This window comes from Xanthobacter tagetidis (genome assembly GCF_003667445.1).
Classification (GTDB): Bacteria; Pseudomonadota; Alphaproteobacteria; order Rhizobiales; family Xanthobacteraceae; genus Xanthobacter; species Xanthobacter tagetidis.
The window spans coordinates 44375-56978 of record NZ_RCTF01000019.1; the positions used below are offsets into that span (position 1 = coordinate 44375).

General features: G+C 71.5%; 12 protein-coding genes. 2 read left to right on the plus strand and 10 right to left on the minus strand.

From position 1 onward, the window contains the following. Positions 1–29: 29 nt before the first annotated feature. The 5 genes from D9R14_RS18760 to D9R14_RS18780 all read right to left on the minus strand — a co-directional run bounded on the left by D9R14_RS18760 (position 30) and on the right by D9R14_RS18780 (position 5558). Positions 30–1685, minus strand: a complete 1656-nt coding sequence (locus D9R14_RS18760; protein WP_245420887.1) for a DinB/UmuC family translesion DNA polymerase — start codon at positions 1683–1685, stop codon at positions 30–32. Next, positions 1567–2511 carry an ImuA family protein gene (locus D9R14_RS18765; protein WP_147453064.1) on the minus strand — a complete coding sequence of 315 codons (945 nt, stop codon included), beginning with the start codon at positions 2509–2511 and terminating at the stop codon, positions 1567–1569. The genes D9R14_RS18760 and D9R14_RS18765 overlap by 119 nt, the downstream gene beginning before the upstream one ends. Positions 2512–3134: 623 nt before the next feature. Next, complete coding sequence (locus D9R14_RS18770) at positions 3135–4112, minus strand: Bug family tripartite tricarboxylate transporter substrate binding protein (protein ID WP_121624881.1); 978 nt, start codon at positions 4110–4112, stop codon at positions 3135–3137. A gap of 28 nt (positions 4113–4140) precedes the next feature. Further along, the gene (locus D9R14_RS18775) at positions 4141–4542 is read right to left on the minus strand and encodes a RidA family protein (RefSeq protein WP_121624882.1); all 402 of its coding nucleotides are present in this window, start codon (positions 4540–4542) and stop codon (positions 4141–4143) included. Positions 4543–4586: 44 nt separating this feature from the next. Beyond that, entirely contained in the window at positions 4587–5558 is a 972-nt protein-coding gene (locus D9R14_RS18780) for a fumarylacetoacetate hydrolase family protein (RefSeq protein WP_147453065.1), read from the minus strand. Between the two features lie 123 nt (positions 5559–5681). On the opposite strand from D9R14_RS18780, the gene D9R14_RS18785 reads away from it, so the two are divergent. Continuing rightward, the gene (locus tag D9R14_RS18785; protein WP_170168681.1) at positions 5682–6371 is read left to right on the plus strand and encodes a FadR/GntR family transcriptional regulator; all 690 of its coding nucleotides are present in this window, start codon (positions 5682–5684) and stop codon (positions 6369–6371) included. Between the two features lie 3 nt (positions 6372–6374). On the opposite strand, the gene D9R14_RS18790 is transcribed toward D9R14_RS18785, so the two are convergent. The 4 genes from D9R14_RS18790 to D9R14_RS18805 all read right to left on the minus strand — a co-directional run bounded on the left by D9R14_RS18790 (position 6375) and on the right by D9R14_RS18805 (position 10413). Beyond that, positions 6375–7751, minus strand: a complete 1377-nt coding sequence (locus D9R14_RS18790; protein ID WP_121624885.1) for an amidase — start codon at positions 7749–7751, stop codon at positions 6375–6377. A 72-nt stretch (positions 7752–7823) separates the two neighbouring features. After that, positions 7824–8252: a cupin domain-containing protein gene (locus D9R14_RS18795; protein WP_245420888.1), complete on the minus strand. Its 429-nt coding sequence runs from the start codon at positions 8250–8252 to the stop codon at positions 7824–7826. 113 nt (positions 8253–8365) lie between these two features. Next, positions 8366–9856 (minus strand): 4-hydroxyphenylacetate 3-hydroxylase family protein, encoded by a 1491-nt coding sequence (locus tag D9R14_RS18800; RefSeq protein WP_121624886.1) that lies wholly within the window; start codon positions 9854–9856, stop codon positions 8366–8368. Beyond that, on the minus strand, positions 9853–10413 hold the full coding sequence (locus D9R14_RS18805; RefSeq protein WP_121624887.1) for a flavin reductase family protein: 561 nt from the start codon (positions 10411–10413) through the stop codon (positions 9853–9855). The genes D9R14_RS18800 and D9R14_RS18805 overlap by 4 nt, the downstream gene beginning before the upstream one ends. Positions 10414–10756: 343 nt before the next feature. Between D9R14_RS18805 and D9R14_RS18810 the strand changes: the two genes are divergently transcribed. Next, entirely contained in the window at positions 10757–11431 is a 675-nt protein-coding gene (locus D9R14_RS18810; protein ID WP_245420889.1) for a MarR family winged helix-turn-helix transcriptional regulator, read from the plus strand. A gap of 18 nt (positions 11432–11449) precedes the next feature. Here D9R14_RS18810 and prfB read toward each other — a convergent pair whose 3' ends face one another. Further along, entirely contained in the window at positions 11450–12580 is a 1131-nt protein-coding gene (prfB, locus tag D9R14_RS18815; RefSeq protein WP_121624888.1) for a peptide chain release factor 2, read from the minus strand. Positions 12581–12604: the final 24 nt, after the last annotated feature.

Consider the following 12604-nt stretch of genomic DNA (forward strand, 5'->3'; position numbering starts at 1 on the left):
GACTCATGGGGGTGTTCATGGGGGCGGACTCATGCGAACAGGCCGTGCAGGAACCAGCGCGGGCGCGCCGCCTCGCGCCCGTAGAGGCCCTCGCGATAGAGCCAGAAGCGCCGGCCGCCGGTGTCCTCCACCCGGAAATAGTCGCGCGTGAGGGCGCCCGCCTGTCCCCTCCCCTGCCCATCCATCTGCCACCATTCCGGGGCGATGCGCTCTGGCCCCTCGGCGCGCGCCACCTCGTGCAGCGCCCGGCGCCAGCGGAAGCGCAAGGGCGGACCGTCCGGCACCTCGGCCAGCGCCTCCACCGGCTCGGGCGGCTCGAACAGAGTGAGCGGGCGCGCCGCCGGCAGGCCCGGCGGCAGGGGCTGGGGCCAGTCCGGCTGCGCCACGGCGGCGGCGGCGAGCGCCGGGTGCGCCCGCGCGGCGGCCTCGGGGATATGCGTGTCGTGGGCCGCAAAGCGCATCACCCGGTGCGCCCCGAGGCGGGCGGAAAGGATGTCCACGAGAGCGTCCATCTGCGCGGCCTCCTGCGCGGCCGCACCAGAGGCGAGGCTCTCGGTGAAACTTTCCTGGCGCTCGGCGAGCGGCTCGCTGGCGAGCAGCGAGAGGCGCAGCACGTCGAAGCCGAAGCCGGGATCGAGCGGATCGGCGAGCGCGGCGAGCTTCTCGCGGAACAGGCCGGCCATGCGGGCGGCATCGCGCACCGGCCGCGCGGTGGCGGCGGGGATGCGGCGCACCGCGCCGTCGCTGCGGAAGAAGGCGGCCTCCAGGCGGCGCGCGCCGCGGCCTTGCTTCTCCAGCAGCAGGCACAGCTCGCGCGCAAGGTCTCCCAGCACCTTCAGGGCGGTCTCCATGTCGGCCATGGGCTCGGCGAAGCGGCGCTCCGCCAGAGTGAGCGGCACCGGACGGAGCGGCGAGACGGGCGGGTCGGCGTGCCCCGCCAGTTCGTCGAGCCGCCCCGTCAGCGCATCTCCGAAGCGGGCGGCAAGCGCCGCGCGGGGCTGCGCCCGGACCGCCTCAAGCGTGGTCAGCCCGAGGCCGATGAGGGTGCGCACCGTCGCCTCGGGCAGCTCCAAAGCGGCGACGGGGAGCGGATCGGTGAGCGCCTGCTCCTCCCCCGCCGCCGGCCGCGCGCCGGGCCGCCAGCGGGCGAGCGTGCGGGCGGCGCGCGCGGTCGCCGCCACCGCCCCGGCGGCGGCAAGGCCCAGGGTGCGCAGGCGCTCCAGCACCTCCTGGAGCATCGCCGCCTCGCCGCCGAACAGATGGGCGCAGCCGGTGATGTCCAGCACCAGGTCGCAGGGCGTCCCCATGCCCGCCGCCTCCCCCGATCCCGGATCGCCCGGCCCGCAGAGGGCGACGAAGGGCGTCCAGCGCTCGCACCAGGAGGCGAGCGCGGACAGCAGCGCCGCATCCGCCGCCGGATCGTCCTGCGCCACCGCGAGGTGGGGCACGCGGGCGCGCGCGTCGGCGAGCGGCAGGCCGGCCGTCAGGCCGAGCCGCTCGGCCGCCGCGTCGAGCGCCACGAGGCGCGGCGCGTTGGCGATCTGCCGCACCACCACCAAAGGCGCATCAGGAAGCCGCGCGCCGCGCCGGCGCGCCGTGATCGCCAGCCGGTCGGTGGCGAGCCGCGGCAGCACCACGGCCAGAAGGCGCCGCGCCGGGCGCGAGGGGGCCGAAACGTCGGGCATCAGCATCGAACTCCACAATCCACCGCCCGGTGGGGCCGAAACGGTTGCGCGCCAGTTCCAGGGCGAAGGCCGGCGCGCCGAGGCCGAAGGGCAGCGGCGACGCCGAGCCCGCCGGCGCCACGTGCCAGCGGGTCGCCGCCGCCGAGGGCTCGGGCTCCGCCCCCGGCCGCAGCAGGAGCGCCAGCGCCCCGCGCTCGGCGGCGCGCAGCGCCAGGCGGCGGGTGGCGGTGAGGTCGAGTACGCGCGCGGCGCCCCAGGGCTCGGCGATCACCACGCCCGCGCCCGCCTGGCGCAGCCCGTCCTCCGCCGCGCGCAGCACGCCGGCCGCGTCGGCCGCCTCCACCAGGACGATGCGGTCGGGGTCGAGCCCGAGTTCCGCGCAGCCCGGCGCATGGAGCCGGCCGCCTTCGCGCACGCTCATGTCCTGGCGCACCCACAGCACCGGCCCGCCCAGGCCGCCGGCAAGGCCGCCGACAAGGGCGCCGGCGAGGGCCGCGGCAAAGCCCAGCAAAACCCCGTGGGCACCCGGCGCGCCGCCATGAACCTCGTGCAGCGCGCCGCGCGGCAGCCCGCCCCCCAGCGCCGCATCCAAAGGCGCACCGAGGAGAAGGCGCCCGGCCGGCGACGCCGCGCGGGCGGGGCTGCGCACCAGAGCGCGCAAGGCGTCGAGGGTCGCGGGACTGCTTGCGGGATCGGCGCCCGCTCCGGGAACCGCCGGCGGCGGGTCCGCGCCCCAGGCGCGCGGACCGGGCGCCCCGGCTTCGCGCGGCGGGGCGCCTGAAAGGAGAGCCGGCACCTGCACCGGAACGGCAGACCCCTCCCGCACGGGCGCCGCACCGGCGGCCGGAGACGCCCGCCGGTCCGCTCCGTCCGGCGGCTCCTCGGCCGATGATGAAAAGGCGAGCGCGCCCGTTGCCGCGGCAAGGCTTCGCCGCGGCGCGAACGCCCTCTCGGGCTGCGCAGACATTTCATGTTCCTCTTTTGTTCTTATGAAAAGCGCTTTCCGGACAGGAGTCAACGGCACCGGATGCGGTGGTGGCGGGGTGGGTTTGGGGGACGAAAGGGGGAATGGCCCGCTGCGCGGGAGTCGTGCGCTGGGCCCCGGATCGGCGCTCCACCTTCGGTGTCGCTGGTCCGGGGCACGGCGGCGGCTGATGCCGCCGCGGGGCGGAGGAACCACCCGCGCGCCCCGGACGCATGGAGCGTCAGCGGAATGCGAGCCGGGGCCCAGCGCAAGGGGCCGCCGAAGGCGCTTCTGCAGCCTTGGGGCCTCGGGCATTTCCCCGGCGTTCTGGGGGTCTTGCCTGCTGCGCAGGAGTCTCCCCTGGACCCCGGCTCTGCGCTCCGGCTGCGCCGTCGCTGGGCCGGGGAACGGCGACGGCGCAGCCGGAGCGGGGCGGGGAACGAGCAAGAACCCCGCCGGCTCCGGCCGGCGGGGTCCTCCTGAGCCTACTTCAGCTCGATGCCTGCGGCGCGCATCAGCTGCGCCCACTTGGTGGTGTCCTCGTCGATGAAGGTGGCGAAGGCGGCCGGCGACATGGTGTTGGGCACCGCCCCCATATTGGCGAGCTGGGCCTTCATCTCCGGCGTGCCGAGCAGAGCGATCACCTCCTTGTTGAGGCGCTCGACGATGGCCGCATCCATGCCGGCGGGGCCGAACAGGCCGAACCAGCCCACCGCCTCGTAGTCCGGCACGCCGGCCTCGGCCACGGTGGGATAGTCCGGGAACAGCTCCGAGCGCGCGGCGGACGTGACGCCCAGCACCTTGAGCCGGCCCGACTTCACGTGCGGCAGCGCGGCGGGGGGCGGCGCGAACATGGCCGTCACCTGCCCGCTCACCACGTCGGTGATGGCCGGCCCCACGCCCTTGTAGGGCACATGCAGCACCTTGGTGCCGGTCTTGGCCTCGAACAGCACGGCGGCGAGATGGGACGCCGCGCCGGTGCCGGACGAGGCGAAGGAGACGCTCTCCGGCTTCTCCTTGGCGAGCGCGATCAGCTCCTTGACCGAATTCGCCGGGAAGTCGGCGTTCACCACCAGCAGATAAGGCGGCGCGGCGGCGAGCGCGACCGGCGAGAACTGCGCCTTCACGTCATAAGAGGCGGAGGCGGCGGTGGGCGACGGCGCCAGCGCGCCGGTGGCGGCCATCAGCAGGCGGTAGCCGTCGGGCGCCGAGCGGCTGACGGCGGCGGCCCCGGTGGTGCCGGCGGCGCCGGGCCGGTTCTCCACCACGAAGGTCTGGCCGAGGCGCTTCTGCAGGTCCTGGGCGATCAGCCGGCCGAGAAGGTCGGTGCCGCCGCCGGGCGCGAACGGCACCACCACGGTCACGGCCTGGGTCGGATAGTCCGCCGCGGCGGCGGGCGCCGCGAGCGGTGCAAGGAGAGCCCCGGCGCAGGCGAGGGCTAAAGCAGATCGTCGGTTCAGCATCTTATCGTTCCCCTTCTTATAGAAATATTCACAGCACGGCGGTGGCCTGGAACTCGATCAGGAGGCCCGGATCGGCCAGATGATTGACCTCGACGATGGTGCTCGTCGGCAGCTTGTCCTTGAAGAACTCCATCCGCGCGGCGACGATTTCCTTGAACTGCCGGATATCGGTCGTGTAGACGACGATGGAGACGATATCCTCCAGCGTGCCGCCGGCCTCGCGCATGATGAGGTCCATGTTGCGGATCGCCTGGCGGGTCTGCTCCGCCATGTCGCCCGGCCCCACCAGCTTGCCGTCCGCATCGCGCGAGAGCTGGCCCGACAGGAAGATGAGCGACTGCGGATTATCGATGCGGATGTAGTGGTGGTAGATGGTGGACCTCACATTGGCGAGGTTCTTCGGGTTTCCGCGGGTGATCTTGCTGGCCATGGTCTTCTCCTGGATGTCTTGAATGCTTGCAGCCGCGACGCGGCTCACACGATGGACGTGCGCAGCGTCATGAGCCCCTCGGCGGCGACTTCGACGCGGTCGCCGGGACGCAGGAACAGCTCGCTGGCATTGGGCTGGCCCACCGCCACGCCGTGCGGCGAGCCGGTGGTGAACACGTCGCCCGGCTCCAGCACCACGAAGCGCGAGAAGTGGGCGATGATGTCGGGGATCTGGAAGATCTGGTCGCCGGTGTGGAAGCGCAGCCGCTCGCGCCCGTTGACCGTGCAGCTGAGCCACATGTCCGCCGGGTCGCCGCTCTCGTCGAGCGTCACCAGGAACGGGCCGAACGGCCCGAAGCCGGGCATGTTCTTGGCGGTCCAGAAGCGGGTGCCCGAGCGCACCTCGCGCCGCTGGATCTCGCGCGCCGTGAGGTCGTTGAGGAGGCTGACGGCGAACACGTGGTCCATCGCGTCCTCCTTGCGCACCCGGTGCGCGCGGCGGGCGATGACGAAGGCGAGTTCCGGCTCGTAGTCGAACTCGACGATGCCGTCCGGCCGTTCGACCTCGGCGTCCTGGCCGACGAGGCAGGCATTGAGCTTGATGAAGCCGGTGGGCTCCTCCGGCATCTCGGTGATGAGCTGATTGCGCTTCAGCTCCTCCAGGTGGGTGCGGTTGTTCTTGCCGACGCAGATGACCTTGCCGGGATCAGGCAGCGGCGGCAGCAGGGCGACCGCATCGAGCCGGTGCCGCGCCTCCGGCGCGAGGCCGCGGTCGGCCAGGAGCGCGGCGGCGAGGTCGGCGAGCGCGGACGTATCGGTGCCGAAGCGGGCGATCTGCCCCTTCAGCGTCGGCGCGAACCGGTCCGCACCCGGACGCCCCGCGGCGGCGCGCGGCACGTCCACCACCTCCTCGCCCAGGACGAGGCCCCAGGTGGCATCCCCGCGAGACGCGTCGGCGCCTGGCGGGCGGAAGGTGGCGAGCCGCATGAACATCTCCTCGGTGTATTGGGCGACCATTTTGGGCATATTGGCCCGTTTGATCGCCCAATCGAACCCTCCGGGCGGACCTTTTGTCAAGCCACTTGCGTCACATCTCCTGCCTGGATAGTTTGCACCACTCGGCGGAAAATGGTCGCCCAAATGCTCGACGCTGTTCACGTCTCCCGCCACCCCTCCCGCGGATCCACTCCGATCCGGGAGCTGGTTCTGGCTGCGATCTCCGACGGCACCCTGCCGAAGGGCGCGAAGCTGCCGACCGAGCGCGCGCTCGCGGAGCGGCTCGGCCTGTCACGGGCGGCGGTGCGCAAGGAGCTGGCGGCGCTGGAGGTGGAGGGGCACGTCACCCGAAAGGTCGGCTCCGGCACCTATGTGGCGGAGCGCGCAGGCGCAGCGGCGCTCATCACCGGCGTGAGCCTGCACCAGCTGCTGGAGGCGCGCATCGTCATCGAGCCGCAGCTCGCCGCGGTGGCGGTGGCCAATGCGACGCCGGCCGACCTGCAGCAGATCGAGGCGTGGCTCGGCCGGTGCGCCACGGCGGGCGACGTGGATGCCTTCGAGGCGGCCGACCACGGCTTTCACGCGGCCATCGCCGCGGCCACCCACAACGGCCTGCTGATCGCCGCCTACGATCTCATCTGCGGGCTGAGGGCCAGCGGCGAATGGCGCGCGCTGAAGCTGCGCCGCAATCTCGACGCGCCGGGCCGCAAGGCCGACGTGCTGGTGGAGCACCGCGACGTGTTCGAGGCGCTCCGCGACCACGATCAGACCGCCGCCCGCGAGGCCATGCTGCGCCACATGACCGGCGTGCGGCGGAACCTGTTCCCGGTGTGAGGCTCAGCCCGCCAGGGTTTCCTCGACGCCGGCGGCGAGCGCGAGCAGCGCCGCGTCCCCGCCGGGGATGCCCGCGAGCATCAGGCCTGCCGGTGCGCCGCCCGTGCCCGTCAGCGGCAGCGAGATGGCGCAGCCGTCGATCATGTTGATGAGGGTGGGGTTGCGCAGCGCCAGCAGGTTCACCCGGCCATAGGCCGCGTCGTCCGTGGCGAGGTCGGCGATCTTGGGCGGCAGGATCGGCGTCGTCGGCAGCGCCATCGCGTCGAACGGCGCAAGCCGCGCGCTTGCCCGCGCGACGAGGTCGCGCCGGGCGGCGGCGAGGTCGAGATAGTCGGCCGCGCTCTGGCCGGCGCCGCGCTTGATGCGCACCGACACGCGCGGATCGTATGCGGCTTCCTTCTCCTCCAGGAGGGCGCGGTGGACCGCGAAGCTCTCCGCCGCCGTGAAGCCGCCCTTGGCGTTCAGGCCGGCGATCTCGCCGAACTCCGGGAACGGCGCGCGGGTGATGGCCGCGCCCGCCGCTTCAAGCCGCGCCAGAGCCGCCTCGAACGCGGCGGCGACAGCGTCCTCGATCTCGTCGGACGCCACCGTCTGGGGCACGAGCAGCCGCAGGCCCGCGACCGGGCGCGGCACCAGGGCATCCGGCTCCGCGCCGGCGAGGATGGCGTCGATCGCCGCGCAGCAGGCGACCGACCGGGCGATGGAGCCGATGGAATCGAGCGTGCCGGAGAGCGGGAACGCCCCGTCCTTCGGGATGCGGTCGGCGGTGGGCTTGTAGCCGGTGAGGCCGCAGAAGGCGGCCGGGATGCGGCACGAGCCGCCGGTGTCGGTGCCGAGCGCGGCATGGGCCATGCCGTCCGCCACCGCCACCGCCCCGCCCGAGGTGGAGCCGCCGGAAACCCGACCGACCGCGCGCTCGAACGGCGCCCGCGGGTCGCCCGTGTGCGGGTTCATGCCGAGGCCTGAATAGGCGAACTCGGTCATGGTGTTGCGGCCGATGACGACGAAGCCGGCCCGGCGCAGGCGCGCCACCGTGATGGCGTCGGCCGCCGCCGGCGCATTGCCGGCCAGAACCTTCGAGCCGGCGGTCGTCACCTGGCCCGCAATATCGAACAGGTCCTTCACGCCGATGGGGATGCCGGCGAAGCGCGAGGGCGCCGCCCCGGCCCGCCGCAGGGCATCCTGCGCCTCCGCCGCGTGGAGCGCCGCCGCGCGGTCCACCAGGGCGAAGGCGCGCGCGCCCTCCCCCGTGGGATCGTCGATGCGCGCGAGGCAGTCCTCGACCAGCTGGCGCGCGGTCACGCGACCAGCTTCCAGGGCGTCGGCAAGCTCGGCGAGGGTGGGACGGGCGGAGAGCGAGGGGTGCGCGGAGGCGGGCATGGGGACCGGAACGGCTGCGCCCGCCCGGAGGTCCGGGCGGGCTGGAGAGAACGAAGGGTGGCTCAGCCCCGCTCAGGCCGGATCGAAATAGTGGATCTCGATCATCATGGCGCCGGTCTCGGACTTGAACGGCCCATGATAGACGCCCGGCGGGCGCACGGCATAGGTATAGGGCTTGAAGGCCTCGCCGCCATTGCCGTTCTCGTCGTTGCCGACCGTGAGGTCGCCGGAGAACAGGAACACCTCTTCCCAGTATTCGTGCACGAAGGGCTTGGTGGTCCACACGCCGGGATCGAACTTCAGGATGCGCGTGCGCGAGCCGGTCTTGTTCACCTCGTCGAGCGCGCCGGAGAGGATCTTCTGCTTGATGCCTTCAGGATAGCCCGGAGGCACCTCCCAGCCGGTGGAGAAGTCGACCGCGCGGAACTCGTCGTGAAGCTTGTTGATGGCCATCTGGTCGTCGTCCTCTTGAAGGCAGTTGAATTGTTGCACGCCCGTCATGCCCCGGCTCGTCCGGGGCATCCACTGCGATGTTCACACTGCGCCCGGAAAAGCGGACGCGGTCCCGGCCACACCTGGATCCCCCGGCCAAGCCGGGGGATGACGGCGGCTCATCACTCCGCGGCGCGGGCGGGGCTCGCCGGCGCCTTCACCTCGTCGGCCAGTTCGTAGGAGCCGAGCATGCGGTCGAGCAGGCCGTTCGCGCCCTCCCAGTCATAGGTGCGGAAGGAGTGGCCCTTCACCACGAAGCTCGCCCCGGCATAGAACATCTCGTACTGGGTGTGGCGCGAGGCGAATTCCGAGCCCACCGCATCCCAGGCGAGCTTGTAGAACTTCACCTTCTCCTCGGCGTTCGCCGCGGGCGACTGCTGGGTCTTCTCGATCAGGCCGGCGAGCTCGGCGTTCTCATAATCGTGCACCGAGGACGGCAGCATGATCATGCCGCCGCCGGCGAGGTCGCGCAGCGCGGTGATGAAGCGCGGATAGAGCTGCTGGGCCAGCGTCTGCGCCGCATAGAGGGTGTGGCGGTCGGGGATGAAATAGGGACCGACCATGGACCCCTTCGCCTCCATGGCGGCGACGAAGGCGTCCACCATGGCCGCCTCGGCGGCAAGCTGGCCGAGCGTCTCGCGCACCTGCGGGAAGTTGGTGGTGCCGTTGATCTCGCAGGTCCGGCGCGCGATGGCGAGCAGGAACTTGATCTTCACCTTGAGGCGGATCTGCGCCTGGTAGTTCTGGTAGACGTGCGCCGGCGTCGCGTGGAACTGCTTGCCGGTCATCTCGATGCTGTCGACGATGAACACCCGGTCCCACGGCACCTTCACGTCGTCGAAATAGAGCACCGCGTCGTTCTCGTCGTAGCGGCTCGACAGCGGGTTGTCGAACACCGAGGGCGCGCCCGCCTCGTAGGACTTGCGCGAGAGGATCTTCAGCCCCTTGGTGTTCATGGGAATGGCGAAAGAGAGCGCGTGCGCCTCGTCGCCCGGCTGCAGCGGCTGGATGCAGGTGACGAACACCTCGTTCGCCATGATGCCGCCGGTGGCGAGCATCTTGGCGCCGCGCACCGTGATGCCCTCGGCGTCGCGGTCGACGATGGCGGCGGAGAGGAACGGGTCCTTCTGCTGCGCCGCGCTCTTGGAGCGGTCCGCCTGCGGGTTAATGATGACGTAGGTGAGGTAGAGGTCGTTGTCGCGGGCGTAGCGGTAATAGTCCGCGAGCGCCTTGGCGCGGGCCGGGTCGTAGGCCTCGAACGCCGGCAGGCCCATATACATGCCGGCGATGCAGGAGGCGACGTGGTCCGGCGCGCGGCCGAGGAAGCCGGCGTGAAGCTCGGTCCAGGCCTCCAGGCCCTTGCGGCGCGTCACCAGCTCCTCATACGAGGTCGGCAGCTGCCAGATGCGGTTCGCCCGCGTGCCGGTGTCGGTCTCAAAGGTCATCAGCTCCCGGTTTTCCGGAGCGCTGTGGAAGTCGAACATCTGCCCCACCGAGGCCACCGCGCGGCGGAAGGCGGGGTGGGTGGTGGCGTCCTCGACGATCTCACCGTCGAGGAAGATCTGGCGGCCGTCCTTGAGGCTGGCGATGTGCTCGGCACCGGTCTTGATCATGGGCGTTGTCCCTGGGAAGCGTGGGACGGCTGGCCGTGCCCGGCCTCGCCTGAAGCGAGGGCGCGGTAGCGGCCGCCGAAGAAGATGAGCGGATCGCCGCCATCGGCGGCGGAGAAACGCAGCACGCGAGCGATGAACACCTCGTGGTCGCCCCCCTCATGGCAGGCGTAGGGTGCGCATTCGAGGTGGGCGAGCGCCCCCTCGATGAGCGGCACCTGGCTTTCGCCGCGCCGCACCTCGACACCGCTCCACTTGTCCTCCAGCGGACGGGCGAAGCGGTTGGACACATGCTCCTGGTGGTGGCCGAGGATCGAGATGCCGTAGCCCTGCGCCCCCCGCAGCACGGGCAGCGACAGGGCCGAGCGCGCCACCGAGAACAGCACCAGCGGCGGGTCGAGGGAGACCGAGTTGAACGAACTCATGGTCATGCCGACCATGCCGGCCTCGCCGCCCTCGGCGGTCACCACCGCCACGCCGGTGGCGAACCGGCCGAGCACTCGGCGCAGCGCCAATGGGTCGAAGGGCGTATCGATTTTCGCGGCGGATTGGCGTTTCATGGTCGTGAACCGAATTTAGCTTTGTGACAAAGATATTTTGGAAATCGATGGACGTCAAGCCGGAGCGTTCCGTATGACCGAACCGGAAGGCGCAACGGGCAACCGCGCGCCGGCGCGCGCGGTTGCCCGCCAAAGGCGTTCTGCCGGCTTAAAATTTGAACTTGGGGCGGGACGGGGAATCAGGCCGACTGTTCTCAGCCCCTGTTGGAAGACGCGCGAAGCCGGCGGGCGTTCGCATCACCGCGCCGTGGACGGAGCCGAGGTCATGCCGCCCAACCTGCCGCCCAATTCACCGCCCCGATCCCCGGGACCCGAGCCGAAGGACACCCCGGCGCGGCGCCCCATGGCCGCGGCCTCGCTGCCGCCCATGCCGCTGCCCACCGATGCCCGCCCGCCCCGCGCGCCCGCGCCGCCGGCACCGGCGCAGCCGAGCCTGCCGCTCACGGCCTCGCGGCCCTCGCTGCTGGTGGAGGGATCGGACACCGAGTTCCGCGGCCTGGTGCACGACATGCTGGCCTTCGCCTCGGGCATCGTCGAGGTGCGCAACCGGCTCGGCGGGCTGATCGGCCTGTCCGGCACGCAATACACCATCCTTGCCTCCATCTCCCGGCTGAGCCGGGAGACGGCGGAGCTGGGCGTCAACCAGCTGGCCGAGCACCTGCATTTGTCGGGCGCGTTCGTGACCATCGAGGTGAACAAGCTGGTGGCGGCGGGGCTGGTGGCGAAGACCACCAATCCGGACGACCGGCGCCGCGTGGTGCTGGTGCCGACCCCTCAGGCCGAGCGCCTTCTCGCCGAACTGGTGCTGGTGCAGTGCCCGGCCAACGACGCATTGTTCGAGCCGCTCTCGGCCAAGGAATTCAAGAGCCTGAGGGCGATCATCGCCAAGCTCTCGCGCACCGGCGACCCCACCTTGCGGATCATCGAGGCGCTGGCGCCCGACGGCACGCTGGACAGCGCGAAGCGCATGGCCGCCGCGCCGCGCCCGCCGGACGGGCGCAGCCGCGCCGGCGGCTGACCCCTCCGCCGCGGGGCGTCAGTCCACGTCGTCCACGCTCTCCGGGCCGCCGCCATAGGCGCGCTGGGCGAGCGCCGCCTGCATGAAGGGATCGAGGTCGCCGTCGAGCACCTCCTGCGGCGTGCCGGAGGTGACGCCGGTGCGCAGGTCCTTCACCAGCTGATAGGGCTGGAGCACGTAGGAGCGGATCTGGTGGCCCCAGCCGATGTCTGTCTTGGCCGCCTGCTCGGCCATGGCCTCCGCCTCGCGCTTCTTCAGCTCGAGGTCGTAGAGCTTGGCGCGGAGCATGTTCCAGGCCGTGGCGCGGTTCTTGTGCTGGGAGCGGTCGCCCTCGCTCACCACGGCGATGCCGGTGGGGATATGGGTGAGGCGCACCGCCGATTCCGTCTTGTTCACGTGCTGGCCGCCCGCACCGCCGGAGCGCATGGTGTCCACCCGCACGTCGGCTTCCTTGATGTCCACCACGATGCGGTCGTCCACCACGGGATAGACATCCACCGAGGCGAAGGAGGTCTGCCGCCGCGCGTTGGAATCGAACGGGGAAATGCGCACCAGGCGGTGCACGCCGGCCTCGGTCTTCAGCCAGCCGTAGGCATTGTGGCCCTTCACCTGAATGGTGGCGGACTTCAGCCCGGCCTGCTCGCCCTGGCTCTCGTCCATCAGCTCCACCTTGAAGCCGTGGCGTTCGCACCAGCGACGGTACATGCGCAGGAGCATCTCCGCCCAGTCCTGGCTGTCGGTGCCGCCGGCACCGGCATGGACTTCGAGATAGCTGTCGTTGGAATCGGCCTCGCCGGACAGCAGGGCCTCCAGCTCGCGCCGCGCGAGTTCCGCCTTCAGCCCGTCGAGGGATGCTGCGGCCTCGGTGATGACGCCTTCGTCGCCTTCCGCCTCGCCCAGCTCGATCAGCTCGATGTTGTCGTCAAGGTCGCGCAGCACGCGATCGATGGCGCCGAGGCCGTCTTCCAGCGTGGTGCGCTCCTGCATCAGCTTCTGCGCCCGCTCGGGATCGTCCCAGAGCTTGGGGTCCTCGACGATGGCGTTCAGCTCCGCCAGACGCCGCCGCGAGCGGTCCACGTCGAGGTGGGACCGCAGGAGGTCCAAAGAGGCTCTGATCTCGTCGACCTTCGCGGCGAGTTCCGCGCGCATGGCTCATCATTCTCCGGCTGAGGG

Bases quoted from the DNA above. Each gene is read 5' to 3' on its own strand.
- D9R14_RS18760 (WP_245420887.1), bottom strand. From the start codon at position 1,685: ATGCCCGACGTTTCGGCCCCCTCGCGCCCGGCGCGGCGCCTTCTGGCC.
- D9R14_RS18770 (WP_121624881.1), bottom strand. From the start codon at position 4,112: ATGCTGAACCGACGATCTGCTTTAGCCCTCGCCTGCGCCGGGGCTCTC.
- D9R14_RS18775 (WP_121624882.1), bottom strand. From the start codon at position 4,542: ATGGCCAGCAAGATCACCCGCGGAAACCCGAAGAACCTCGCCAATGTG.
- D9R14_RS18780 (WP_147453065.1), bottom strand. From the start codon at position 5,558: ATGGTCGCCCAATACACCGAGGAGATGTTCATGCGGCTCGCCACCTTC.
- D9R14_RS18785 (WP_170168681.1), top strand. From the start codon at position 5,682: ATGCTCGACGCTGTTCACGTCTCCCGCCACCCCTCCCGCGGATCCACT.
- D9R14_RS18790 (WP_121624885.1), bottom strand. From the start codon at position 7,751: ATGCCCGCCTCCGCGCACCCCTCGCTCTCCGCCCGTCCCACCCTCGCC.
- D9R14_RS18795 (WP_245420888.1), bottom strand. From the start codon at position 8,252: ATGACGGGCGTGCAACAATTCAACTGCCTTCAAGAGGACGACGACCAG.
- D9R14_RS18800 (WP_121624886.1), bottom strand. From the start codon at position 9,856: ATGATCAAGACCGGTGCCGAGCACATCGCCAGCCTCAAGGACGGCCGC.
- D9R14_RS18805 (WP_121624887.1), bottom strand. From the start codon at position 10,413: ATGAAACGCCAATCCGCCGCGAAAATCGATACGCCCTTCGACCCATTG.
- D9R14_RS18810 (WP_245420889.1), top strand. From the start codon at position 10,757: ATGGCCGCGGCCTCGCTGCCGCCCATGCCGCTGCCCACCGATGCCCGC.
- prfB (WP_121624888.1), bottom strand. From the start codon at position 12,580: ATGCGCGCGGAACTCGCCGCGAAGGTCGACGAGATCAGAGCCTCTTTG.